Origin of the sequence: Sphaerisporangium album (assembly GCF_003323745.1) — a bacterium.
GTDB lineage: Bacteria > Actinomycetota > Actinomycetes > Streptosporangiales > Streptosporangiaceae > Sphaerisporangium > Sphaerisporangium album.
The window spans coordinates 64,684-88,644 of record NZ_QOIL01000029.1; the positions used below are offsets into that span (position 1 = coordinate 64,684).

At 70.3% G+C, this 23,961-nt stretch carries 17 protein-coding genes and 1 pseudogene; 4 read left to right on the top strand and 14 right to left on the bottom strand.

Annotation, left to right across the window (positions count from 1 at the left end):
• Window positions 1-133 precede the first annotated feature (133 nt).
• Both DQ384_RS36110 and DQ384_RS44335 read right to left on the bottom strand, forming a co-directional pair.
• Complete coding sequence (locus DQ384_RS36110) at window positions 134-1,123, bottom strand: FAD binding domain-containing protein (protein WP_245967033.1); 990 nt, start codon at window positions 1,121-1,123, stop codon at window positions 134-136.
• 132 nt (window positions 1,124-1,255) lie between these two features.
• Window positions 1,256-1,378: pseudogene (locus DQ384_RS44335) on the bottom strand (NAD-binding protein); the annotation flags it as partial.
• 87 nt (window positions 1,379-1,465) lie between these two features.
• Here DQ384_RS44335 and DQ384_RS36115 point away from each other — a divergent pair.
• The 3 genes from DQ384_RS36115 to DQ384_RS36125 all read left to right on the top strand — a co-directional run bounded on the left by DQ384_RS36115 (window position 1,466) and on the right by DQ384_RS36125 (window position 6,872).
• Window positions 1,466-2,284 carry a helix-turn-helix transcriptional regulator gene (locus DQ384_RS36115; RefSeq protein ID WP_181871602.1) on the top strand — a complete coding sequence of 273 codons (819 nt, stop codon included), beginning with the start codon at window positions 1,466-1,468 and terminating at the stop codon, window positions 2,282-2,284.
• Between the two features lie 227 nt (window positions 2,285-2,511).
• A complete protein-coding gene (locus DQ384_RS36120; RefSeq protein WP_147269012.1) occupies window positions 2,512-3,876 on the top strand; it encodes a hypothetical protein in 1,365 nt (454 codons plus the stop codon).
• Entirely contained in the window at window positions 3,873-6,872 is a 3,000-nt protein-coding gene (locus DQ384_RS36125; protein ID WP_114033381.1) for a type I polyketide synthase, read from the top strand. The genes DQ384_RS36120 and DQ384_RS36125 overlap by 4 nt, the downstream gene beginning before the upstream one ends.
• An 80-nt stretch (window positions 6,873-6,952) precedes the next feature.
• Here the strand turns inward: DQ384_RS36125 and DQ384_RS36130 are convergent, their stop codons facing one another.
• The 7 genes from DQ384_RS36130 to DQ384_RS36165 are packed head-to-tail and all read right to left on the bottom strand — an operon-like array spanning window position 6,953 to window position 14,923.
• Window positions 6,953-8,212, bottom strand: a complete 1,260-nt coding sequence (locus DQ384_RS36130) for a PP2C family protein-serine/threonine phosphatase (protein WP_181871603.1) — start codon at window positions 8,210-8,212, stop codon at window positions 6,953-6,955.
• Window positions 8,187-8,654, bottom strand: coding sequence for an ATP-binding protein (locus tag DQ384_RS36135; RefSeq protein WP_114033383.1), 468 nt, complete (start codon window positions 8,652-8,654; stop codon window positions 8,187-8,189). The genes DQ384_RS36130 and DQ384_RS36135 overlap by 26 nt, the downstream gene beginning before the upstream one ends.
• Complete coding sequence (locus tag DQ384_RS36140; protein WP_114033384.1) at window positions 8,654-8,974, bottom strand: anti-sigma factor antagonist; 321 nt, start codon at window positions 8,972-8,974, stop codon at window positions 8,654-8,656. The genes DQ384_RS36135 and DQ384_RS36140 overlap by 1 nt, the downstream gene beginning before the upstream one ends.
• Entirely contained in the window at window positions 8,974-11,073 is a 2,100-nt protein-coding gene (locus DQ384_RS36145) for a glycogen debranching protein (protein ID WP_220183322.1), read from the bottom strand. Before DQ384_RS36145 ends, DQ384_RS36140 begins: the two co-directional genes overlap by 1 nt.
• Window positions 11,070-11,405, bottom strand: a complete 336-nt coding sequence (locus tag DQ384_RS36150; protein ID WP_114033385.1) for an STAS domain-containing protein — start codon at window positions 11,403-11,405, stop codon at window positions 11,070-11,072. The genes DQ384_RS36145 and DQ384_RS36150 overlap by 4 nt, the downstream gene beginning before the upstream one ends.
• Window positions 11,406-11,413: 8 nt before the next feature.
• A complete protein-coding gene (locus tag DQ384_RS36155) occupies window positions 11,414-14,041 on the bottom strand; it encodes an AGE family epimerase/isomerase (protein ID WP_220183323.1) in 2,628 nt (875 codons plus the stop codon).
• Between the two features lie 57 nt (window positions 14,042-14,098).
• A complete protein-coding gene (locus DQ384_RS36165; protein WP_114033386.1) occupies window positions 14,099-14,923 on the bottom strand; it encodes a type 1 glutamine amidotransferase domain-containing protein in 825 nt (274 codons plus the stop codon).
• 282 nt (window positions 14,924-15,205) lie between these two features.
• On the opposite strand from DQ384_RS36165, the gene DQ384_RS36170 reads away from it, so the two are divergent.
• Window positions 15,206-16,849 (top strand): NAD(P)/FAD-dependent oxidoreductase, encoded by a 1,644-nt coding sequence (locus DQ384_RS36170; protein WP_114033387.1) that lies wholly within the window; start codon window positions 15,206-15,208, stop codon window positions 16,847-16,849.
• Here the strand turns inward: DQ384_RS36170 and DQ384_RS36175 are convergent.
• The 5 genes from DQ384_RS36175 to DQ384_RS36195 all read right to left on the bottom strand — a co-directional run bounded on the left by DQ384_RS36175 (window position 16,831) and on the right by DQ384_RS36195 (window position 23,844).
• Entirely contained in the window at window positions 16,831-18,306 is a 1,476-nt protein-coding gene (locus tag DQ384_RS36175; protein ID WP_114033388.1) for an ATP-binding protein, read from the bottom strand. The two genes, DQ384_RS36170 and DQ384_RS36175, sit on opposite strands and share 19 nt — an antisense overlap.
• On the bottom strand, window positions 18,290-19,354 hold the full coding sequence (locus tag DQ384_RS36180; RefSeq protein WP_220183324.1) for an IS701 family transposase: 1,065 nt from the start codon (window positions 19,352-19,354) through the stop codon (window positions 18,290-18,292). The genes DQ384_RS36175 and DQ384_RS36180 overlap by 17 nt, the downstream gene beginning before the upstream one ends.
• 231 nt (window positions 19,355-19,585) lie before the next feature.
• Window positions 19,586-20,782, bottom strand: coding sequence for an IS701 family transposase (locus tag DQ384_RS36185; protein WP_114033389.1), 1,197 nt, complete (start codon window positions 20,780-20,782; stop codon window positions 19,586-19,588).
• 249 nt (window positions 20,783-21,031) lie between these two features.
• Window positions 21,032-22,528: an aldehyde dehydrogenase family protein gene (locus tag DQ384_RS36190; RefSeq protein WP_220183326.1), complete on the bottom strand. Its 1,497-nt coding sequence runs from the start codon at window positions 22,526-22,528 to the stop codon at window positions 21,032-21,034.
• A gap of 56 nt (window positions 22,529-22,584) precedes the next feature.
• Window positions 22,585-23,844 carry an MFS transporter gene (locus DQ384_RS36195; RefSeq protein ID WP_114033390.1) on the bottom strand — a complete coding sequence of 420 codons (1,260 nt, stop codon included), beginning with the start codon at window positions 23,842-23,844 and terminating at the stop codon, window positions 22,585-22,587.
• Between the last annotated feature and the right edge of the window lie 117 nt (window positions 23,845-23,961).

Genomic DNA, 23,961 nt, shown 5'->3' on the forward strand with positions numbered 1-23,961 from the left:
GGTCATGCGGCGCGCGTAGGTGTTACCGGTCCCCATCAGGTGTCCCTCCCCTTACCGATCCCCAGTGTGCGCTGTGAGGAGGAGGAGTCCCAGAGAGCGTTGATGATGGCAGTGGTAGTGCCACGCAGCCCCCTCAGTCGTCCCCCAGCTCGGGGTACAGGTAGCGCGAGCGGTTCGCGACCGTCTCCTGCACCCACCTCTGGAAGTCGGCCCGCGTCATTTCGGCCCAGCGCGGGGTGTCCTCGACCTGGGCGCGTCCGATGCGGCGGCCGAGTTCGACGGTCGCGTTGCCCTCTCGGGAGCGTTCGGCGTCGTAGGCGGCCAGCACGGACTCCCAGGTGTCGTGCTCGCCGGCGATGCGTTCCAGGGCGAGGGCGTCGCGCAGCGCCTTGACGGCCCCGGCGCCGGTGTGCGGGCGGGCGACGGTACCGGCGTCCCCCATGAGCACGACCCGGCCCGAGACGTACGTGGGGGTGGTGACGTCGAAGATGGGCTGGATGGCCATGCCCGGGGTGCCGGTCCTGCGGACGAGCTCGCGCCAGCCGCCGGAGAGGCGTTCGTCGACGAGCCCGAGCAGGTGGCGGGCCAGGTCGTCGGTCACCCGTCCCGGCGGGATCCAGGCCTCGCCCTCCAGCCGGAACCAGTCGGGGAGCCCTCCGTAGACGCCCCAGTTCAGCAGGCGTCCGCCCGGAGTGGCGCCGCCCTCGAAGCCCGGGATGCGGTACAGGATGGCGTGGCCGCCGTCGAAGCACGCGGTCACGGCGCCGCGCCGGGTCAGTTCGCGCAGCACCGGGTCGGTGAGCAGGTTCTCGTCGCAGGTGCCGCGCCACAGGACGTATCCGGCGTAGCGCAGCCGAGCCTCGGGGTGGACCAGGCGGCGTAATCGCGACTGGTGGCCGTCGGCGCCGACCAGCAGGTCGAACCGCTCGGTGGATCCGTCGGCGAAGCCGAGCTCGCCGCCCTCCGCGTCCGCGCGCACGGTGGTGACGACCGTGCCGGCGCGGTAGGCGTCGTCGGGGACGCCGGCGCGCACGCCCTGCCACAGCAGACCCCAGTTGGTGAAGACGGCGGGCAGCGCCTGGCGCCAGATCAGCCTGCTTTCCCCTCCTCCCAGCTCCACCATCCAATTGCGCTCCGCATTGGAAACGAATGGTACATTTTCCAGAACGTAACCGCCCGAAACAAGCTCGTATTGCATTTCGATCGGCAGCGCAATACCCACGCCCCGGCCCCGCAACTCGCCCCGGGTCCTTTCATAGACCGTGACCTCACAGCCCATGCGGCGCAGCACCGCGGCGGCGGCGCAGCCGGCGAGGCTGCCGCCCACGATGCCCACCCGACTTCCAGCCAGAGCCAAAACTCCACCTCCGGATACCACTCGATGACGATATGCCGGTTAGTGACCTACAGTCGTAGCGACGTGCGCACGACCGGCACGTATCACGTCAGGTGCAGGGGAGATTTCGTGGCCGGCAGTAGCGAGAGAAGGCAGGAGCTCGCCCGGTTCCTACGCAACCGCCGGGCACGCATCACCCCAGAACAGGTCGGCCTTCCCGCCGGCGCCCGCAGGCGTACCCAGGGGCTGCGCAGGGAGGAGGTCGCGGTCCTCGCGGGTCTGAGCCCGACTTGGTACACCTACCTGGAGCAGGGGCGGGACATCCACCCGTCGCCGCAGGTGCTCGACAGCCTGGCGAACGTTCTGTGCCTGGAGGAGGACGAGCGGAAGTACATCCATCAGCTCGCCCTCGGCCGGACCACCGAGGTTCCGAGCGATCTCGATGACGAGGGCCGGCATCTGGTAACCCAGGTGACCCGGATCACGGGATACGGCCCCTTTCCCGTCTACGCGGCGAATCAGTACGGCGAAGTCGTCGCCTGGAACAAGGCCACGGTCGACTGGTACACCGACTTCGGGAAGCAACCGGAGGGGCGCAGGAGCATGCTGAGGTGGATGCTCACGGCGCCGGAGGCACGGGAGCGGATCATCGACTGGGCCGAGGACACCCGCGACGTCGTGGCGCGGTTGCGGGCGGCCTACGCGAGCAGGGCGGCCGACAGGAGGATGAACCAGCTCGTGCGCGAGCTGGAACGGGAGAGCCCGGAGTTCCGGCTGTGGTGGAACGAGCAGCACGTCCGCGAGCAGCACGTCCGCCCCCGCACCCTCGACGTGCCGGGGCTGGGAACCTGCACTTTCCAAATCGCGGTGCTGCGCGTCATGGACAGTCCATTCCATTCCATCGTGGTGCATCTGCCCATCGACGGTGCTCCCAATAGCTCTGTATAGCATTTGTCCCGAATCGGCGTAGGATTCCGTCATCTCTGGATTGACGCCATGATTCCGTCTGGTTGATCGTGGGACGCGCGACAACGACGACCGAGCAGTCACGGAGCCGGACGTTTCCAATGTCGTCTGCCCTGATTAACGTCCAGGCCATGAGCCGCTCGATCGGCCTTGCCGTCCCCTGGCGAGTCCGGCGTGTTAACGCGGCCTGGGGAATAAGGGGGACCACAATGCACTGGAATTTCGTGGGCCGGAATGAGCAGCTCGAAAGCATCCGCGCGTCGTTGCGCGCCCGGGTGGCCGGCCCGATCATCATCGAAGGCGAACGGGGCATGGGCCGCACGGCGCTGCTCGAGCGCGCGCTCGAGTCCGAGGAGGCCGCGTCCTTCGAGGTCGTCCGCTTCGAAACCTCGGGCCCCGCGTCAGGGGTCGCCGCCCGCATCCCGGCGAACGGGCGTGGCCTGCTCCTGGTGGTGGACGACGCTCACCTGAGCGACCACGCCACGCTGCTCAGCCTGCGGGAACTGTGCCGGCGGGGAGCTGGAACGCTCCTGGTGACCACCGCCCCCGGGGGCTCGGTCCCGCACCCGGACCCGGCCGACAGCCTGCGGTTCGAGCCGCACCGGCGGAACGTTCACCTGCCGCCGCTGGCTCTGGACGACGTGACGACGCTGCTGGCCGACGTCATCGGCGGCCACGTCCGGCACGCCACCGCCGAGGCGCTGCACGCGGCCTCGGGAGGAAACCCGGCGCTGCTGCGTGAGCTGATCACGTCGTGCGACCTCGGCGTCCATTTCGTCCGCCGTAACAACCTCTGGGAGTTCCGCGAGGTGAGCACCTGGACCTCGGGGGGCACCCGCAGGTCGCTCGAACTCCTTTCCAAGGCCACGACGCAGGCGTGGTACGAGCTCTCGCTCGAACGCACCCACGAACTGTGCAAGGCGGCCGTGTGGTGCGGCGCCGGGGAGATGGTCGCCCCGGTGCTCGCCCACCTGCTGCTGCTTCACGGGCGGGCCCAGGCAGTCGTCGGCTTCCTGGACTCGCTGCCCGACGACACCGTCGAAACGACGCCGCACCTCGCGCTGGCGAAGGCGATGGCCATGGCCTTCGGGCTCGGCCAAGCCATGGGAGCCGAGGATTTCCTGCTCAAGGCCGCGCTGCTGCGCGGTCCCCGTCCCGGCGGGCGCTATCTCGCTTACCGTTCCTGGATCCAGGCCCTCACCGGCCGCGGGTCCGACGGCTCGGCCGGCATCGGGAATGTCGACCGCGACGACAGGGAGACGGCCCTGTTCGTGCATGCCGCGCGGGCGACGGCGACGATCGCCGCCGACCCGCACGAAGCGGTGTTCCATCTGCGACGCGCGCTGGCGCTCGGCAACGGCGGCGTTGACGCCGGGCCCCCGTGGCTGTCGCCCTACATCACGGCGTGTCTCATCGACGCGCTCCTGCTCGCCGGCAGGTCCGGCGAAGCGACTCTTCTGGCGAGCGACTTCCACGGCGGCGAGCAGAACTCCGGCTGGGACGTCGCGGTCGCGATATCAACGCTGACCGGCCACGGGAGAACGAACGTCACAGGCGGAGTGGAGGCCGCATGAACACCACCCCCAGCCCTAGAGATCCCATAGCCATCATCGGCGCCGCGTGCCGGCTGCCGGGCGCGTCCAGCGTCCCAGCGTTCTGGGACGTCCTGGTCGGAGAGTGCGACACCGTCGGGGAGATCCCCGTGGACAGGTTCGCCTCCAGCGACACCAACCAGGCGACGGCGCAATGGTGGAACCGCATCGCCGCCCGTGCGGGCGGATTCCTTCAGGACATCGACCAGTTCGACGCGTCGTACTTCTCGATCTCTCCTCACGAGGCGCTGCGCATCGACCCGCAGCACCGCCTCCTCATCGAGGTGACCGCCGAGGCCATCGACGACGCGGGCATCCCCCTGCCGGACCTGGCCGGGAGCAGGACCGCCGTCTACACGAGCTGCCTGCCGTCCGACTACTGGGACATCCTGCGCAGGGCAGGCCTTTACGACATGCACGCCGCGGTGGGCGCGGGCAACTGGGGAACGCTCGCCGGACGTCTCTCCTACCTCTTCGACCTGCGCGGACCGAGCATGGGCATGGAGGCCACCTGCTCGACGTCCCTGCTCGGCGTTCACCTCGCGTGCAGGGAGCTGTGGAGCGGCAACAGCACGCTCGCCATCGTGGGCGGCGTCAACCTGCTGCTGGCCTCCGACCTCTACCTGAGCCTCGCCGACGCCGGGGTGCTCTCGCCGTCCGGCCGGTGCAGGTTCGGCGACGCCGGAGCCGACGGGTACGTGCGCAGCGAGGCGGCGGTGAGCATCGTGCTCAAGCCGCTCTCGCGCGCCCTGGCCGACGGCGACCAGGTCTACGCGACGATCATCGGGACGGCCGTCAACAGCAACGGGCGCGGGTCGGGCACCCTCATCGCGGCGGGCGTGGACGGCCAGGAGGCCATGCTGCGCGACGCCTACGAGGACGCGGGCGTGGCGCCGGGCCAGGTCGCCTACGTCGAGGCGCACGGCCCGGGAACGCCCCGGGGCGACCTGACCGAGCTGGCCGCGCTCGGCCGCGTGATGGGCGAGGGCCGCAAGGCCGGGCACGCCTGCCTGGTCGGCTCCGCGAAGTCGAACATCGGCCACGGGGAGGGCGTCGCCGGGCTGATCGGCCTCGTCAAGGCCGCCATGGCGCTCAAGCACAAGATCATCCCCGCCACGCTCCACGTGAAACAACCGCATCCGCTGTTCGACGAGCCCGGCATGCCGCTGAGGCTCGCCAGGCGCACCCAGCCCTGGCCCGAGCGGCCCGGCCCCGCCATCGCGGGCGTCAGCTCGTTCGGCCTGTCGGCGACGAACGCGCACGTCGTGCTGGCCGAGCCACCCGCGGTGTCGGAGGCACCACGGCGCAAGCCCGGCTCGGCCCCCTTCCTGCTCCCCCTGTCGGCGCGGGACTCCCAGGCGCTCCCGGAGATGGCACTGCGGTACGCCGACGCCCTCGACACCCCGGGGACCGACCTCTACGACATCTGCTACAGCGCGGGGGCGCGCAGGAGCCACCACGAGCTGCGGCTCGCCGTCGTGGGCGGCGGGCACAGGCCGGCCGCCTCGCTGCGCGCCTTCGGAGCGGGGGCCCTCCCCCAGTCGGTGGTCGGCGGGAGCTACCGGGCGTCCGGGCCGTCCCGGGTCGTGTTCGTCTTCCCGGGACAGGGCTCGCAGTGGGTCGGCATGGGCCGCGAGCTGATGGACCAGAACCGGGTCTTCGCGCGGCGCATGCGCGAGTGCGACCGGGCGATCAAGGCCGAGATGGGCTGGTCGGTCATCGACCGGCTGCGCGACGACGCCCCGCTGACGGCGACCAGCGAGGTGCAGCCCGCGCTGTGGGCGATGCAGGTCTCCCTCGCCGCGGTGTGGCAGGACTGGGGCGTCACCCCGGACCTGCTCATCGGGCACAGCATGGGCGAGGTCGCTGCGGCGACCGTCTCCGGGGCCCTGACCGTCCGCCAGGGCGCCGCGGTGATCTGCCGCAGGAGCGCGCTGCTGGACGGGCTCAGCGGCTCGGGCGCGATGTGGGTCGTCCATCTGGACGAGCAGAAGGCGCAGGAGGCGATCGGCGAGCGCTCCGGCCAGGTGTGCGTGGGCGTGGTGAACAGCTCCCGCTCGTGCGTGCTCGCGGGCGACCCGGACGCGATGGCCGAGGTGATCGAGCCGCTGCGCCGTCAGGGGGTCTTCTGCCGGCAGGTGCAGGTGGACTACGCCTCGCACGCGCCGCAGGTCGAGCCTGTGCGGACTGCCCTGCTCAACGCGCTCTCGTCCCTGCGCCCCCGGGCCGGGACGGTGCCGATGCACTCCACCCTGCTCGACCGGGTGATCGACGGCGCCGTGCTCGACGGGGACTACTGGATGGAGAACCTGCGGCGCCCGGTGCGCTTCGCCTCCGCCGTCCGCGCCGTGCTGGCCGACGCGAGCCCCACCCTGTTCGTGGAGATCAGCCCGCACCCTCTGCTCAGCGCCGTAATCGAGGACGAGATCGCGGTCTCGGGGACGGACGCCACGGCGGTGCCGTCGCTGCACCGCGAGGAACCGGAGCTGGAGTCCCTGCTGCACGGGCTCGCGCATGCCTACGTGCGGGGCTGTGATCCCGCCTGGGAGCGCATCTACCCGGGCGGGCGGTACGTCCCGCTCCCGTCCTACGCCTGGCAGCGTAAGCGCTTCTGGGTCGACCTGCCCGAGGACACGCTGCCGGCGCCGGTGTCCGAGCCGGTCTTCGAAGAGAGCGCTCACCCGGAGGCGACCTACGACGGCGCGGACCTGGCGACGTCCTCGCCGGAGGCGTTCAGCCAGTACCTGATGCTGCGGTTCGCCGAGTTCCTGGGCCTGCCGCCCGACCAGCTCGACCCGGAGGTCCCGCTGACCCTGCACGGCCTGGACTCGGTGCTCGCCGCCAAGCTCAGCGCCCGCGTCAAGACCGACCTGGCCGTGGAGGTGCGCATCGGCGAGCTGCTCAGCCCGCGGCCGCTGGGCCGCCTCGCCGGGGAGCTGTACAAGACGGTTACGGCCGTCCCCGTCGAACAGCCCTGACGGCCGCAGGCAAAGGCCCGGCGCCGGACGCTGATCGCGTCCGGCGCCGGGCCGTTTTCGGCGGACTCTCGGATGTTGTGTTACGGTCCCGCGAAACCCGCGGGCGTGCGGCGCAGAGCCAGCGTGGTGATGTCGTCGCTCTGCTCGGCGTGCCCGGCGAAGTGCCGCACCGAGGCGTCGACCTCCTCCAGCATCGTCTCCGCGTCGCTGCCCCTGTTGCTCTCCAGCAGGTCCACCAGCTTGGGCATTCCGTACAGGTGTCCCTGGATGTCGCGGGCCTCCACCACTCCGTCGGTGTAGGCGAACAGCGTGTCGCCCTGGTCGAGCTGCACGTACCCCAGGGTGTAGGAGCTGTCGGGCAGGATGCCCACCGCGGGGCCGGTCGGCGGGAGCAGCGTGCGCCTGCCGTCGGCGTGGACCACCACCGGCGGGTTGTGCCCGCCGTTGATGTACAGCACGACGCCCGAGACCGGGTCCAGGACGCCGAAGAACATGGTCGCGAAGTACCCCTGCTTGAGGTGGTTGCGGGCCATGTACCTGTTCGTCCCGAGGATGGCCTGCACCAGCGGGCCCGCCCCGAGCGACAGCAGCGGCGCGGCCGACCCGCCGGCCCCCTCGCCGTCGACCGACAGCAGGAACTCGTCCTCCACAAGCCGGGACGCGCCCGTGTGCTCGGCCGTGTGCCGCAGCAGGGTGCGGATCAGCGCCATGAACAGCGCCGCGCCGATCCCCTTGTCGCACACGTCCGCCACGACGAAGGCGAGCCTGCGGCCGTTGACGATCGTGAACACGTCGTAGAAGTCACCGGCGACCTGCTTGGCCGGGCGGAAACGCGCCCCGACCTCCCAGCCCGCCGGCACGGGAAGGTTCTCGGGCAGGAACCCCGACTGGATCTCGTGGGCGATGTGCAGCTCCCGCTCGTACTCCCGCAGGCTCGCGAGCGCCGCCATCTCCTCCACCGTGGTGGTGAGCTCCGACTTCTCCTGGCACGAGTTCATCCGGCTGCGCAGCAGGGTGCGCCGGAAGGGCGGGGTCACGTAGTCGAACCCGCCCTCGACGCACTCCTCCAGCGCGGACAGGTCGTCCTCGGGGAAGGAAATGATGGTGGGCACCCGCCCGTCGACCATGAAGTGCTGGCCGACCAGCGCCACGCGTTGCAGGCCGAGAGAGGCGGACACCATCAGCAGGTCGGGCTGCGGCGACGCCTCGGTGCGCATCGTCAGATCGTCCGGGGTGCTGAACGCGACGTCGAACCCGTCCGCGCGCAGCACCTCGTCAAGCTCGGCCACCACGTTCGGCACGGCCGACTCGGCCTCAAACACCACCAGCGCGTTCGGCATCGACTCCTCCATGAGCCTCGCCGGAGGTGGTCAGCCGCATGATCAACGTATTGCGGTTGCGCCCCCCGACGTATTGATATCTGAACTCGTCCACCTTGCCGAGCGCGAGCATCAAGCCGTACCCGCCCAGCTCACGGACGCTGGGCGGGACGGCGAGACGGGGCGCGGGGTCGTACGCCCGGGGGTCGAAGGCGGGGGCGTCGTCCTCGATGCGCAGGTACACCCCGCCCGCCTCGACGCCGCCCTCGAGATCCACCACACCGCCGCGCCCCCGATATCCGTGGATGACGATGTTGGTGGTGATCTCGTCGGCGGCCAGCCGGAGCCAGTAGGCCGGGCGTGTCGCCAGTCCGGCCCGTTCCGCCAGCGCGCCGACGAAATCGCCGACCGGCCCGGCGATGGACGCGCCCGAGCCATCGACCTTGAGCCGGCACGCGAACATCAGGCCTCCAACGTTTCCCGCATGACGATGCTGCGGTCGAAGCCCGTCAGGCGGATCGTCTCCGCGACGTCGGGCCGGGTGCCGACCAGCAGGATCTCCGTCTCTTCCGGCATTTTCTGGTGCGCGAACACCAGCGAGCGGATACCGGCCGACGACATGTACGAAAGGTCTTCGAGCAGCAGCACGAGCCTTTCCACACGCTGGTCCGCGGCCCGGACGACGAGCTCGTTGAGCTCGGGTGCCGAGCGGCCGTCGAGCTCACCTTCGAGCCTGACGGTGGCGGTGCTGCCCTCGATCCGCATTTTCGCCTTGAACGCCATCACTCCTCCTTCCCGTTGTCTCGTTGCTCCGCCTGGCCGCCGGCGCCCGCGGCGCCGTGAGCGACCAGGACGACGACGCTGCGCGGGCCCACGTCCACGCGGGACTGGTCCTGGAGCGGTGGCTCGGCGCCCGGCTCGTGCGCGTCCAGCGGCGTCGGCGCCGCGGTGTCGGCGAACACGTGCCAGACGGTGCCGGCGGGGGGCGCCGGCAGCTCCAGGCTGTGGCCCTCCCAGTGCGAGTTCGCGGCGACGTACACGCAGTCGTCCGCGCCGGCGTCGAACATGCCGGCCAGCACCCGGCAGCCCTCCGACCAGTCCGCCGTCCAGGGGCGGACGCCGTGCCAGCTCACCGCCGAGGCGGGGCCGCGCCGGAGCACCGGGTGGGCCTGGCGGAAGCGGATCGCCTTCCGCACGAAGCGCAGCAGGTCGGCGTTGCGGCCGACCAGGTCCCAGTCGAACCACGTCATCGGGCCGTCGTGGCAGTATGCGTTGTTGTTGCCCTGCTGGGTGCGCCCGACCTCGTCACCGGCGAGGATCATGGGCACGCCCTGGCTCGCCAGCAGGATCATGAGGACGTTGCGCATCTGGCGGCCGCGCAGGGCGAGCACCTCGGGGTCGTCGGTCGGCCCCTCGTGCCCGCAGTTCCACGACTGGTTGTTGTTGTCGCCGTCCCTGTTGTCCTCGCCGTTGGCGTAGTTGTGCTTCTCGTTGTAGGACACCAGGTCGTTGAGCGTGAACCCGTCGTGGCACAGGACGAAGTTGATGGTGGCGGAGGTCCCGCGCTGGGCGTACAGGTCGGGCGAGCCGACCATGCGGGTGGCCAGGTCGCCGGCCACGCCCGTGTCGCCCTTGACGAACCGGCGCACGGTGTCGCGGTAGCGGCCGTTCCACTCCGACCAGCGGCAGTAGTTGGGGAAGCTGCCGACCTGGTACAGACCCGCGGCGTCCCACGCCTCGGCGATCAGCTTGCAGTCGCGCAGCACGGGGTCGTAGGCCAGGGACTCCAGCAGCGGCGGGTTCCACAGCAGCGAGCCGTCGGGCCCGCGGCCGAGGATGGCCGCCAGGTCGAACCGGAAGCCGTCGATGTGGTACTCGGAGGCCCAGTAGCGCAGGCAGTCGAGCACGAACCCGCGGACCACGGGATTATTGCAGTTCAGCGTGTTGCCGGTGCCGCTGAAGTTGTAGTAGTGCCCGTCCGGCGTGAGCATATAGTAAGTGGCGTTGTCGAGGCCCTTGAACGAGATCGTGGGCCCGTGCTCGTTGCCCTCGGCGGTGTGGTTGAAGACCACGTCCAGGATGACCTCGATGCCGGCCTTGTGCAGGTGTTTGACGAGGTTCTTGAACTCGTCGGCCTGCATCCCGTACCGGCCCGTCGAGGCGTAGGACGCCTTGGGCGCGAAGTACGCCACCGTGTTGTAACCCCAGTAGTTGGACAGCGGCTCCCCGGTGACGGGGTGAGAGCGGGGGTTGTCGTTCTCGTCGAACTCGAATATGGGCAGGAGCTCGACGCAGTTCACGCCGAGCTCGCGCAGGTAAGGGATCTTCTCGATCAGGCCCGCGTACGTGCCCGGCGCCGAGACCCCCGAGGAGGGGTCCTTGGTGAAGCCGCGCGCGTGCAGCTCGTAGATCACGAGATCCTCGTGGGGGAGGCGCAGCGGCCTGTCGTCCTCCCAGTCGAAGTCGTCCAAGGCCACCCGTGACCGCCGCGGCCCTGTCGAGGCGTCGCTCATGAGCCGCGCGTACGGATCGGCCAGCACGACGGAGGGGTCGAACCTGTGGCCGCGCTCGGGATCGAACGGGCCGTAGGCGCGGTAGCCGTATTCGATGTCCTCGACGTCGAGGTCGAACACGGTCATGGAGTAGACGCCCCCAATGACGTAGGAGTCGGGGAAGGGCAGCTCGGCCATCGGCTCGGACTCGCCCGCCCGGTACAGCACCAGGGTCATCGCGGTCGCGTTGTTGGAGTAGACGGAGAAGTTGACGCCCCCCGGCACCGGGGTCGCGCCGAACGGCAACGGCCGCCCGGCGCGGACGGAGAACCCGCCGATCGTGCGCGTCGGATACGCGTCAATGCGTTCTATGGTCGGGCGTGCGGTCATACCGTCAACGCCTTGACGCCGTCCTCCACCGACCCCGCGACGGTGAAGAAGTCGAGGAAGCCGGTGGCCGCCATGATGTCGTGCACCTCTTCGGGCACCCCTGTGAGGGCGAGGCGCGCCCCGCCGTTCTGCGACCTGCGGTAGATCAGGAGCAGGACGCGCAGCCCGGCGCTGGACATGTAGGTCGTGCCGCTGAGGTCCAGCAGCACCAGCCCCTCTTCCGGGAACAGCGCCTCGATCTCCTGCTGGGCCTGGGGCGCCGTACGGCTGTCCAGCGAGCCTTCCAGCGCGATGACGGTGACGTCACCGCGTACCTCGGTACTGAGTCGCATGACTCCTCCTAGTTGCCGATCGGCGACAGGTGAGCGCGGACCCTCAGGGCGGTCTTCGAATCGGGGAGCTTCACGGTCAGCGCCGTGGCGTCGAAATCCTGGTAGGGCTGGCCGTCGATCTCGACCCAGTCCAGCCGCACCCGGCCGGGCGGCAGCGCGTCCGGCGCGACCCGCAGGACGCGGTCCGCGAACCCGTCGGGGTTGGGGCGGAAGTGCAGGGTGAGCGGCTCGTCGTCCAGGAGCAGGCGCTCGTACACGGTGGCGAGGAAGCACAGCTCCGCGCCGTGGTACATGCTCATGGAGTGGCTGCCCTTCGACCGCTCGTTGCCGAGCAGGTAGGGAAGCCCGTTGGCGAGGACGTTGAAGTAGACGCCGCCCTCGTCGTGGTCGAGGAAGAAGCTGTTGTAGAACGCGGCCGACTCGCGGGCCCGGCGGCGGAACTCGGCGTCCCCGGTGTGCCCGGCCAGGATCTGGTAGGCGAGGATCGCCTGCTCCTGCTGCCACCAGGCCTTGCGGTCGTGCCAGACGAACCTGTGGACCTCCTGGCCCTCCTGGAGGTGCTGCTCGACGACGTCGTACCAGCCGCCGCGCTGCGGGTCGGCGCCGACCTGCGGCATCTTCCTGCCGATGTCGACGGCGAGCTGCCGGTAGCGGTCCTTGGGGCGCACCGCCATCATCCGCATCAGGTTCCAGGCGATCTTGAGGTTGTGCCCGACGACGGCGCGGTCCTGCTGCCAGTTCCAGGAGCGGTCCGCCGACCAGTCGGCGTGGAAGCGCTCCTGCACGAACGGGCTGCCCTCCTGGGGGAAGTGCCCGACGATCAGGTCGAACGTCTCCTCCAGCATCTCCGCGTGGCGCGGGTCGCCGGTGCCGAGGTACAGGTTGGTCAGGTACGCCGGCGCGTGGTCGCCCACCGAGTTCCAGTTCTTCCTGGAGCGGTTCGGGCCGAGCGACTCGTGGTGCGGGCTGAGCAGGATCGGGTCGATGTGGGAGTACCAGCCGCCCTGCTCGGGGTCGTGGTAGAACTTCCGGAACAGGCGAAGCGTGCCCTCGGCGTCGTCGAGGATCTTCGGGTCGCCGGTGAGCCGCCAGAGCTGGATCGGCCCGGCGAGCGCGTAGATCTGCTCGTACATCGGGATGGCGTCGTAGTCGTCGCCGAACTCCGAGGTGAACAGCTTGTGCTCGGTGCCGTCGCGCACCTCGATGCCGTGGTACCAGTACACGACGTCCTCGTCGCGGTCGACGAACCGCATGTGGTCGCGCAGGTACGCGGTGCCCTGCTCGGCGACGTCGAGGAAGTCCTCGTCGCCGGTGAGCATGTAGGCCGAGGCCATGCCGTAGACGAGGCGCGAGATCGTGTCGGTCTCCTGCACGCCCTTCAGGCCCGAGGTCTTCTCGCCGCCGAGCCGCAGCGCGGTGCGGTAGTTCGTGTAGTCGATCGGCGCGCCCTCGCCGAACTGCGCCTTGCGGTAGAACTTGGCCAGCGCGCTCAGCTGGCGCACCCACCAGTCGGGACGCTCGAAGTTGTACTCGTCGGCCTGCCGGCCCAGGAACACCAGGCGCTTGGCCTCGAAGGTGTAGGCGCCGTTCTCGGGATAGTAGATGCCGTACGCGAACAGGTACCCGCCGGGCTTCAGGAGCTCGTCCAGGTGGCCGGTGGCGTCGACGTACGGCTCGCCGAGGTTGCGCAGGAACTCCGCGGAGGTCGTGGAGGTCAGCCGCGCCTGGATCGCCTTGCCCTCGTTGGTCTTGAGGTCGATCGTGTCGCTCGCGGGGTCGTAGCCGGTGATGTAGCCGGCCACGAGGTCCGAGAAGGTGAAGTCCGGCTGGTAGCCGGGGGGACGCGGCGGGGCCACCGGCTCCAGCGCGGCCGCCGCGCGGCCGTTGCCGTTGGCCGGCGGGGCGACGAGCCCGGAGATCACCGCGGTCGCGCCGTTGCCATTGCCATTGCCGTTGCCGTGCCCGTTGGAGCCGTTCCCGGCGATCTCCGGGAGGGCGCCCATCGTCGCGCCGGCCGCTCCCGCTCCCGCCGCGACGAGCTGGCGGGCCCTGGGCGCGCGGGCGGCCGCGACCAGGTCGATCATCATGCGGGCGAACTCGTGGCAGTGGTTGAAGCTGCGTCCGGTCACGAGGTCGCCGTCGACGACGACGTCCTGGTCGGTGTAGATCGCGCCCATGTTCCGCGCGTCGCCGACGAGGTTGTTGTGGCACGTGAGCCGGCGTCCCCGGACGACCTCGGGGATCGGCGCGGCGAGCCACAGGCCGTGGCAGATGATGCCCTTGAGCAGGTTGGGCCGCTCGAACGCCCGGCGCAGAAGCTGGACGGCGGGCGCGAGCTGGTTGACGTCGTCGGTGTAACGCAGGCGGTCCGACACGATGCCCGAGGGCACGATGAACATGTCGTACCCGTCGAGCTTGTCGTCGTCGACCGCTTCCAGGTCGCCGGACACCGTGAACGGGTTGCCGTACTCGTGCCCGTGGAAGGTGATCGACTCCTGGCCCCACAGGCGCGTGAGGAACTCGACCCGCGCGCCCTCCTCGGTGAACCTTCGCTGGTAGTAGTGGATCTCGGGCTCGACGAAGTCGCTCTCCATCAAGATCGCGACCGTGCTGCCGGCCAGTCGCTTTTCACTCACGTTGCACCTCACGTCATCACAAGATGGACGAGGAACGGCGCCGGGGGCGTCATCAGGTCACCAGCCGTAGCGCCGCAGGCCGGACTCCAGGACCTCGACCAGCTTCTGGCCCGAGAGGAACGAGTCGGGGGTCGAGCGTCCCGTCACGAACGGATAGTCCACGATGACCGACGTCTCTTTGCCCACGTTTCCGTGGTAGCGCCCGTCGGGGCCGGTGGCGTCGCGCAGGATGTACTCCAGCGGGTACGGCGGCGGCCCCATGTTGAAGTCGACGCCGATGAAGCCGGTGCCGTCCTTGTAGTCGTACTCCTTGCAGTGCCCGGTGACGTGCTTGCCCCAGATGACGCTCTCGCGGTTCTCCCAGTCACGGGCGAACGCGAGGCAGGCGACGCCGTAGCACTCGGCGAGGATCGGCTTGCCGGCCCGCAGGAAGGCGAGGATCAGCTCGTGCACCCGCCCGTTGTTGGCGAGGTCCACGATGGGGCCGCTGCCGCCGACGATGGTGAGGGCGTCGTAGTCCTCGATCTGCTCGTCGAGCCGGGCGATGTCCCGGTAGTACGCCTCGATCTTGCGGATGAAGCCGTCCTCGCTGAAGTACGGCCTGTCGGGGATCCACTCGGCCAGGCTCGTCGGGGTGTCCAGCCGGTCGGACTCGTCCAGCCGGCGCGCGGCCACCGCGACTTCGGGGGTGGTCACCGCACGGCCCAGCGGCGGGTCGATGTACCCGGGGTCGAGGCTCGGGGGCAGCGCCTTCGGGCGCTTTCCCGTGGCGGTGGCGAAGACGCTCTGATATCCCCGCTCGTCGAAAGCGGTCAGCGGTCCCAGGAGTTCCTCTCCCCAGTAGCCGTACTCCGAGAGAAGGATAAGAATATTTCGCGGCATCGATGGCTCCTGTCGATCGACAATCGTCCGCGACCGGATTCAAACAAATTTGGATATTTCACTACAAGACCGCCCGACCGGGCGGAGCTCACTTCCTGAAGTCGGGTTATTCCGTCAAGTCCTGAAAGTCGACGGGAGAATCTGACGATACTTCGTCATGTGTCAGAACGTCTTCTCTGAAATGCGGGTTAAAGTGACGTGGCTAGGCCGAAATCATGGCCCGCCGACGCGCGCGCGGAAACGCCCAGCCCCTCTCTGCCTTCAGCGATCGGAGACGCCCTGATGCCTGAGCCGCACCGCCCGGTCGTGCTCGCCGTGGACGACGACCCCCACGTGCTCCGAGCGATACGACGTGATCTCATCCGGGCCTACCAGGGCCGGTACAGGGTCCTCACCTCCGGGTCGGGCGCCGAGGCACTCGAGATCCTCGACTCCCTCCGCGACCGCAACGAGGAGCCCGCGCTGATCCTTTCCGACCAGCGCATGCCCGAGCTGACCGGCATCGAGCTGCTCGCCGCGTGCGCCGACCGCTTCCCCTCGGCGCGACGGGTCCTGCTCACGGCCTACGCCGACACCAGCGTGGCCATCGCCGCCATCAACGAGGTCCGCCTCGACCACTACCTCGTCAAGCCCTGGGACCCTCCGGAGGAGCGGCTGTACCCGGTGCTCGACGAGCTGCTGTCCGACTGGCAGTCCGGCTACGAGGCGCCCTACGGCGGCATCACGGTCATCGGCCAGCCCTTCGCGCCGGCCACCCACCGGGTGCGCGACTTCCTCACCCGCCACCGTCAGCCCTTCAAGTTCACCGACGCCGCCGAGGCGGCGCCGGACACGCCCGTGACCGACCTCCCGGTGGTGCAGCTTCCCGACGGACGGCGGCTCGTCCGGCCCGCCACCAGCCGGCTCGCCACCGAGCTGGGCCTCGCCATGCAGACCAGGCACCCGCACTACGACGTGGCCATCGTGGGCGCCGGCCCGGCCGGGCTGGCCGCGGCCGTCTACACCTCCTCCGAGGGCCTGTCCACGCTGCTGCTGGAGGCGTACGTCCCCGGCGGCCAGGCGGGCTCCTCCAGCAGGATCGAGAACTACCTGGGGTTCCCTTCTGGCATCTCCGGCGTGGAGCTGACCAGCCGGGCGGTGTCCCAGGCCCGCCGGTTCGGCGTCGACCTGCTCTCCCCCGTCGAGGCCGTGCGGCTGCGCAGGGACGGGCGCGCGGGCGTCCTCCACCTGGACGACGGCAAGGAGATCAGCGCATCGACGATCCTGCTGTGCCCTGGCCTGTCCTACAGCCGGTTCGACGCGACCGGCGCCGAGCGCTTCGAGGGCGCGGGCATCTACTACGGCGCCACGCTGTCGGAGACCACCCTGTGCGTCGGCCAGCACGTCTGGATCGTCGGCGGGGCCAACTCCGCCGGCCAGGCCGCGCTGCACTTCGCCAAGCACGCGCGCCACGTGACGATGCTGATCCGCGCCGACGGCCTGGAGGCGCGGATGTCGCAGTACCTGATCGACGAGATCAGGCGCAAGGACAACATCGACGTCCTGACCCGCACCATCCTCGTCGCCGCGGACGGCGGCGACCGGCTGGAGAGCATCACGCTGCGCGACCTGTCCTCCGGCGAGGAGAGGACCGAGGACGCGGAGTACGTCTTCACCTTCATCGGCGCCCGGCCGCGCACCGAGTGGCTCGACGGCACCGTGGTCCGCGACGAGCACGGCTTCCTGCTCACCGGCCCCGACCTCGGCCCCCGCAAGGGGATCGAGGGCTGGGACCTGCCGCGCGAGCCGCTGCCGCTGGAGACGAGCATGCCCGGGGTGTTCGTCGCCGGCGACGCCCGGGCCAAGTCCATCAAGCGCATCGCGTCCAGCGTCGGAGAGGGGGCGATGGCGGTGGCGATGATCCACCGCTACCGCGCCGAAGTCTGACCCCGCGTCAGCGGCAGCCTGACCAGGAACCGCGTGTCCCCCGGCACGGACGTCACGTCGATCGTGCCGCCGTGCCGGTGGGACACGATGTACCTGCTGAGGTGCAGGCCGAGGCCCGTGCCGTGCCCGGTGTCCTTGGTGGTGAAGAACGGCTGGAACAGCAGGGACAGCACGGACTGGGGGATGCCGGGACCACTGTCCCTGATCTCCACCAGCGCGTGGTGGCCCTCGACGCGGGTGCTGATGCGCAGCTCGCCGATGCCCTCCATCGCGTCCACCGCGTTGTCGATGAGGTTGGTCCACACCTGGTTCAGCTCGCTGGGATAGGCCGTGACGAGCGGGACGTCCCCGTAGTGCCTGCGCACCCGGACGCCGCTGAGCCGGGGGGCCAGCATCGCCAGCGTCGCCTCCAGCCCCTCCCACAGGTCCACGTCCCGCACGGGGGCGCGGTCGAGGTTGGTGTAGGCCTTGGTGGTGTCCACCAGCGCCTCTATGCGCCGGCCCGCCTCGGCGACGTCCTCGACCATCGTCCGGGCCTGGACGATCTGGCCGAGACAGCAGATCGCCGCCTCCAGCACCTCGGGCCGCACGCCGGCGGCGATCTCGTCCAGCGTCTCGGTGTCCAGGCCGCGGTCGACCAGCGCCGTGCCGACGTCCGAGTACTGCTCGATGCCGTGGTCGAACAGCCAGTCCATGACCGCGTCGGCGGCCTCCGCGGCCTCCAGGACGTCCAGCGGCTTCCCGGCCGGGACGGCCTCGTGCAGGCTGTCGCAGATGCGGTTGAGCAGCCGGGCCTCGGGCGGCGTCGCGACACGTCCCCAGCGCATGGAGGCCTCCGTGAGCTCCTTCACGGTCCCGCGCAGCTCGCCCGCCGCCCGCACCATCGCGGCCGTCGGGTTGTTCAGCTCGTGCGCCAGCCCGGCCGCCAGCGTGCCGAGCCCCTCCAGCATGCGGTTGCGCCCGGCCTCCAGCTCGACCGTGCGGATGCGCCAGGCCAGCACCGGCAGCAGCACCCGGCTGACCTGCGGGCAGCGGGTCAGCATGTTCAGGAACGTCTGCTTGTCGTAGGCCATGAGCTCGGTGCCGCCGGCAGAGATGGCCGTGGCGATGTACCCGCTGTCGGTGAGCAGCGGAAGCTCGCCGGTGAACTGGTGCGCCGCCCGCCGCTTGCCGTCGTACTGGACGAGCAGCGGCTCGGGGACGTGCTCGGCGATGTGCTTGGTCAGCACGTGCTCCTGGCCGCCGAACACCTTGGTGAACAGCAGCTCGCCGCCCAGCAGGACGTAGAAGCGGTTCGCGGGCTCGCCCTCGCTGAACAGGATGTCGCCGTCGGCCAGGCACATGTGCGAGCCCACCTCGGCCAGCCAGCTCAGCTGGTCGTCGGTGAGGTCGGCGAACAGCTCGATCTCCCTGAGCCGGGCGGTCAGGCCAGGCGGCGCGTCAGCCGTGGGACCCACGGGAACCTCCCGCCCGCGCGTAGGCGAGCTCGTCGTGGTCGAGCCCGCGGAGCAACCGGTAGCCGTGGGCGGCCGACACCAGCGTGACGTGGTGGTGCCAGCCGCGGAAGGACCGGCCCTCGAAGTGGCGCAGCCCGGACTCCGCGTCCATCAGGGCGAGCTGGGCGACCGCGCGGCACCGCAGGTGGATCAGGTCGGCGACCTCCGACAGGCGGGAGTCGCCGAGGTCGGTCAGCCACATGCCCTTGGGGCCGCCCTTGCCCGGCGCCCATTCGACGCTCACGAACCGCCGGGCCGGGCGTCGCGGGCGAACCTCCGGCGGGCCTGGGCCCCAGCCCGCCGCGCGCCCGCCGAACGGTGCGCTCTCGCCGACCCGGGCCACGTAGTGCAGGCCGCGTTCCTCAAGCCCTCGCAGCAGCGGCTCCACCCGCGGTGTCACCCGCGTGTCCACGACGACGGGCGCCGGAGACAGACCCCAGTCGAGGATCATCTCGTCGATCGCCTCCAGCAGGTGGTCCCACCGTGATCGGTGACGTTCGTGCGCGGGGATGCGCGTCCTCGCCCGGCGGGCGGGATCGTCGTCCCAGCTCCTCGGCAGCAGCAGCCGCCAGTTCACCGGGCACCCCCCGCTCTCGCCGACGAGCATCACCGCGAGGCCGAGCTGGCAGTTGATCAGGCGGCCCGCCGAGTGGGCGAACTGCCGGGCGACCCCTACGGAATTCGCCCCGTTCTTGGGAAAGGCGACCTCCTCGACCACCCACGCCGTCGCCCGGAAGGCCGCGGCGAGATGCCAGGCCAGCCTGCGCCGGACGGGCTGCCAGTCCCAGGGGCTCTGGTTGACGAACTGCTGGAGACACTGGTCCACCGGGCGGCCCACGACCTGGTCCGATATCCGGCGGATCGACTTTCTGCCCGGCACGGTGAGAAGCCCCTGGAGGTAAACGTCGCCCCAGCGGCGCTGGTCCGCACGCGCGAAAGAGGAGAAAAGGTCTTCACAGAACGGCGACAACCACGCGTCGCGGAACAAGAAATCGGTACTTTCCACCATCCGAGCACCCCAATGGAATTGCCGACCGTCCCGTGCGCACCGAATTCGTTCCTCTCCTGATCCCCGCGGTTCCTTGCGGATCCGCCGGGACGGGGAAGGCCGAGGCGTACGGACGGCGTCAGTGCCGGCACGTAAGTTCCGGCACCGGGGCCGGCGCCGCCGGCCGCGCCAGGTGAGGCGCGCCGACGGCGGTCGAGCGGGCGGCCGTGCGGCCGCCGTCGTGGTCCGGTGTCACACGCGCGACCACAGGCGCAGATCGGCCTCATCACGCTCCTCCAGCCGCCGCAGGAGGCGGTAGGCGAAGGCGACCGAGACGAGGGTGACGTGGTGGTGCCAGCCGCGGAACGACCGGCCTTCGAAGTGCCGCAACCCGAAGCCGTCGCCGAGCGTGGCGAGGTCGTTGTCGGCGCGGTGGCCGAGGCGCAGCAGGCTGATGAGATCGAGCAGTCGCGAGCCGCTCAGGTTGGTGAGCCAGATCGCCCGCAGGTCCGGCTGGCTGACCGGCCACTCGGCCAGCACCCGGCGCGAACCCCGGTACGGGCCTCCGGGCCCGATGTCGTACAGCCCCGCCAGCTCCGTCAGGGGCAGCGCCACGAACCGTGACGTGGTGGCGTTCAGGTCGTCCCTGCGGCTCAGCATGACGGCGTCGTGCCTGGCCCGCTGCGCGACCAGCTCGCCGAGCGTGGCCGACCACCGGGCGCGCGGCCCGCAGGCCACCCGGGTGCCCTCGGTGACCTGGACGACGTAGCGCAGGCCGCGCTCCTCCAGACCCGCCAGCAGCGGCTCGACCTGAGCCGTGTGGCAGGCGTTGACGAGGATCGGCGCGGGGGTCAGGCCCCACGTCCCGGTCATCTCGTCGAGGGCGTCCAGGAGCAGGTCCCACCGCGAGCGGTGCCGTTCGGCCGCGGGCAGGTGCGCGCGGCTGCGGCGGGCGGGGTCGTCGTCCCACGAGCGTGGCAGCAGGAGCCGCCAGTTCACCGGGATGGCGCCCGAGTCGCCCGCCAGGAACACCGCGAGCCCCATCTGGCAATTGATCATCCGTCCCATGGAGTGGGCGTACTGCTTGTCCACGCCGACGGAGCTGGATCCGTTCTTGGGCATCACCGCCTCCCGGACCACCCACGCCTTCGGCTGGATGGCCGGCATCGCGTGCTCCACGAGGCGGCGCCGCACGGGCACCCAGTCCCAGGGGCTCTGGTTCACGAACTGCTGGAGGCACTGTTCGGCCTCCCAGCCGACGACCTGCTCGGCCATGCGCCGGATGGACTTCCTGCCCTGCACCGACAGCAGCCCGCGAACGTACACCTCCCCCCAACGTCGCTGATCAGACCTGGTGAAAGAGGAGAAAAGATCCCGGCACAAGGAAGCCAGCTCCACAACGTGTGCCGGCGATGCCTCTCTAGTCGATATGGCAGTGGCTGAGGTCATTGCGTACACCCCCATCCGCTTTCGAAGCGCGTTCGCCACAAGCCTGTGGCAGCGGGACAGGGGTGGACAGAGCCTGTTTGTGGTGGCACTCCGGATGCCACTTGCGACCGTGACCAATCCTTGACCAGGACAGTACGAGCGTGAGCCGGGCAGGAGAGCCGGTGCGCGCCGCTCTCCTGCCCGGCGAACACCGGGTCAACCCCTATCTATTGAGTTAACTCGGCGCCGGCCCGGCCGCCGGGAGGTGGGTCACTCCGTGAGGTCCACCCACACCGACTTCGTCTGTGTGAAGCTCTCCATGGTCTCCGGCCCGAAGTCGCGGCCGAACCCGGACGCCTTGTACCCGCCGAACGGGATCGCCGGATCGAACTGGTTGTAGGTGTTGATCCAGCACGTGCCCGCCCGCAGCGCCCGCGCCATCCGGTGGGCGCGCTTGACGTCGGAGGTGTGCACGCCGGACGCCAGGCCGTACTGCGAGGCGTTGGCGATCTCGACGGCCTCCTGCTCGGTGTCGAACGGGATGACGGCGAGGACCGGGCCGAAGATCTCCTCCTGCGCGATGCGCATGGAGTTGGCGACGTTGCCGAAGATCGTCGGCAGGTAGTAGAACCCGTCCTCCAGCCCCTCGGGGTGGTACGGGGAGCCGCCGGCGAGCAGTTCGGCGCCCTCGCGCAGGCCGATCTCGACGTACTCCTGCACGCGGGTGTACTGGCCGCGGTGGGCGAGCGGCCCGAAGACGGTGCCCGGGTCGAGCGGGTCGCCCGGCAGGAGGTCGGCGGCCATCCGGGTGAGCCGCGCGGTGACCTCCTCGTAGATCGGGCGCTCGACGAGCAGCCGCGACCCGGCCGTGCAGATCTCGCCCTTGTTGTAGAAGATGCCGAAGAACGCGTGCTGGACGGCCTGGTCCAGGTAGGCGTCGGCGAAGATGATGTCGGCCGACTTGCCGCCGAGCTCCATCTGAAGGCGCTTGAGCGTGTCGGCGGCCGAGCGGATGATCGCCCGGCCCACGCCGGTGGACCCGGTGAAGGCGATGATGTCCACGGCGGGGTCCGCCACGAGCCTCTGGCCGAGTTCCGGGCCCGGCCCGGTCACGACGTTGAGCACGCCCTCGGGCAGTCCCGCCTCGGCGGACAGCTCCGCGATCTTCAGGGCGGACAGCGGGGTCGTCTCGGCCGGCTTGTGGACGACGGTGTTGCCCGCCGCCAGCGCGGGCGCGATCTTGGCCGTGGACAGGATCAGCGGGTAGTTGAACGGCGTGATCGCCGCGACCGTGCCGACCGGCTCGCGCAGCGTGTACGTGAACGTCGGGGTCGCCGTGCTCCGGGTCGCGCCGGACAGCTGGGAGGCGATGCCCGCGAAGTAGCGGTAGACCATCGAGACGAACGGCCCGTCCTCCTGGCGGGCGAACGCGATGGGCTTGCCCATGTCCACGGTCTCGCGGAGGGCGAGCTCCTCGGTGTCCCTCTCGATCAGGTCGGCCAGCCGGTACAGGACGCGGGCGCGCTCGTGTCCCGGCATCCGGGGCCATGGTCCGTTGTCGAAGGCCTGGCGCGCCGCCGCCACCGCGGCGTCCACGTCCGCCGGCGTCCCCCATGCGACCCGGGTGGCCTCGGAGCCGTCCGCCGGATCGACGGTCGACATGAGCCTGCCGTCCGCCGCGTCCCGCCATCGGCCGCCGATGAAGAGGCGGCCTGTGGCGATGGACGGCCGCGTGAGGGCCCGGGGGTGTGTCGGGGTGACATGCACGTCGGTTCATCTCCTCTTGGAAGGAAGGAACTCGTTGCGGGACGCCTCTAGGGCGCCTAGGACTCGGGCGCGGACGGGACGGGGGTGGCGAACGGCCGGGCGGGGACCACGGCGGTCCGCCGTGCCGCCATGGCCGAGGCGGCCAGGGCCAGGACGGCGAGCACCTCGCAGGCGGCGGCCGCGAGGGCGAGCCGGCCGGGGCCGTGGCTGAGCATGAGCCCGCCGATGACACCGGCGACGGCCTGCCCGGTGTAGAGGGCCGACGCGTTCAGCGAGAGCGCGATCGTCCCCTGCGGGCCCGCGGCCGTGAGCAGGCGCTGCTGCTGGGAGGGGTTGAACAGCCAGCCGATCACCGACCACACGGCGACGAGCCCGCCGAGGGTGACCGCCGCGGCGGTGCCGGAGATCCCGGCGCCCGCGAACACCGACAGGCCGGTGTAGACGACGGCCAGCCCGGTGATCGAGAGCAGCGCGACGCGCGTCGGGGAGGTGCGGTCGATGAGCACCCCGGCCGTGAGGTTGGACACCACCGCCAGGAGGCCGAAGACGAGGTAGATGACGGTGATGGCGCCACCGCCGACGCCGGCGCTCTGGTCGGCGAACCACGTCAGGTAGGTGTACAGCGTGAAGATGCCGCAGATCGCCAGGGAGGTGCCGAGCAGGGTGGTGGGCACCCCGGGCAGTGTGGCCACGGCGATGCGCCGGCGCAGCGACGCGACGCCCGGCGAGGGCATCGTCTCCAGGGCGCGGGCGAGACCCACGTAGGCGACCACGCCGAGGATCGCCACGAACACGAACGTCATCCGCCACTGCACCGCGTGTCCGATCAGCGTGCCGAGCGGCACGCCGAGCGCGTTGGCGACGGTGAGGCCGGCCGCCACCGCGGCGAGGGCGCGGCCCCGCTCGGACGGCGCGGCGAGCGTCGCGGCGACGCTCACGGCCACCGGGGTGTACATCGCGCCGCCTATCGCGGCGGCCACCCGGGCGATGACCATCACCGTGTAGTTGGGCGCCGCGGCGGCGAGCACATTGGCCGCGATGAACACCGCGAGGCTCAACAACAGCACCTGCCGGCGGCACATATTCCCGGTTAGTACCGCGAGTATCGGAGCGGACACCGCGTAGACGCCGGAGAACACGGTGATGAGCAGTCCGGCCACTCCGAGTGAAACGCCGAGATCGCGTCCGACCTCGTTCAGCACACCGCTGATCACGAAGGCGTCCGTGCCCAGGGCGAAGGTGCCCAGGGCCAGCAGAAGCACAGGGTGACGGGCCTCACCCCCAGGCAGCACGGCCGCGATCGATCGAGCTCGCATGGGCGGTCTCCCTCGTTAACGGACATTCACCTACGCGCCGAGGCTATGGGGACCCGTATCGGCGGGAGAACCGGATTCACGGAAACGCAAGGGCACTGTGTCAAGTCACCGCGCGGC

Bases quoted from the DNA above. Each gene is read 5' to 3' on its own strand.
- DQ384_RS36120 (WP_147269012.1), top strand. From the start codon at position 2,512: ATGCACTGGAATTTCGTGGGCCGGAATGAGCAGCTCGAAAGCATCCGC.
- DQ384_RS36185 (WP_114033389.1), bottom strand. From the start codon at position 20,782: ATGACCTCAGCCACTGCCATATCGACTAGAGAGGCATCGCCGGCACAC.
- DQ384_RS36110 (WP_245967033.1), bottom strand. From the start codon at position 1,123: ATGGTGGAGCTGGGAGGAGGGGAAAGCAGGCTGATCTGGCGCCAGGCG.
- DQ384_RS36165 (WP_114033386.1), bottom strand. From the start codon at position 14,923: ATGCCGCGAAATATTCTTATCCTTCTCTCGGAGTACGGCTACTGGGGA.
- DQ384_RS36125 (WP_114033381.1), top strand. From the start codon at position 3,873: ATGAACACCACCCCCAGCCCTAGAGATCCCATAGCCATCATCGGCGCC.
- DQ384_RS36180 (WP_220183324.1), bottom strand. From the start codon at position 19,354: ATGGTGGAAAGTACCGATTTCTTGTTCCGCGACGCGTGGTTGTCGCCG.
- DQ384_RS36170 (WP_114033387.1), top strand. From the start codon at position 15,206: ATGCCTGAGCCGCACCGCCCGGTCGTGCTCGCCGTGGACGACGACCCC.
- DQ384_RS36195 (WP_114033390.1), bottom strand. From the start codon at position 23,844: ATGCGAGCTCGATCGATCGCGGCCGTGCTGCCTGGGGGTGAGGCCCGT.
- DQ384_RS36150 (WP_114033385.1), bottom strand. From the start codon at position 11,405: ATGCGACTCAGTACCGAGGTACGCGGTGACGTCACCGTCATCGCGCTG.
- DQ384_RS36130 (WP_181871603.1), bottom strand. From the start codon at position 8,212: ATGCCGAACGCGCTGGTGGTGTTTGAGGCCGAGTCGGCCGTGCCGAAC.
- DQ384_RS36135 (WP_114033383.1), bottom strand. From the start codon at position 8,654: ATGTTCGCGTGCCGGCTCAAGGTCGATGGCTCGGGCGCGTCCATCGCC.
- DQ384_RS36145 (WP_220183322.1), bottom strand. From the start codon at position 11,073: ATGACCGCACGCCCGACCATAGAACGCATTGACGCGTATCCGACGCGC.
- DQ384_RS36140 (WP_114033384.1), bottom strand. From the start codon at position 8,974: ATGGCGTTCAAGGCGAAAATGCGGATCGAGGGCAGCACCGCCACCGTC.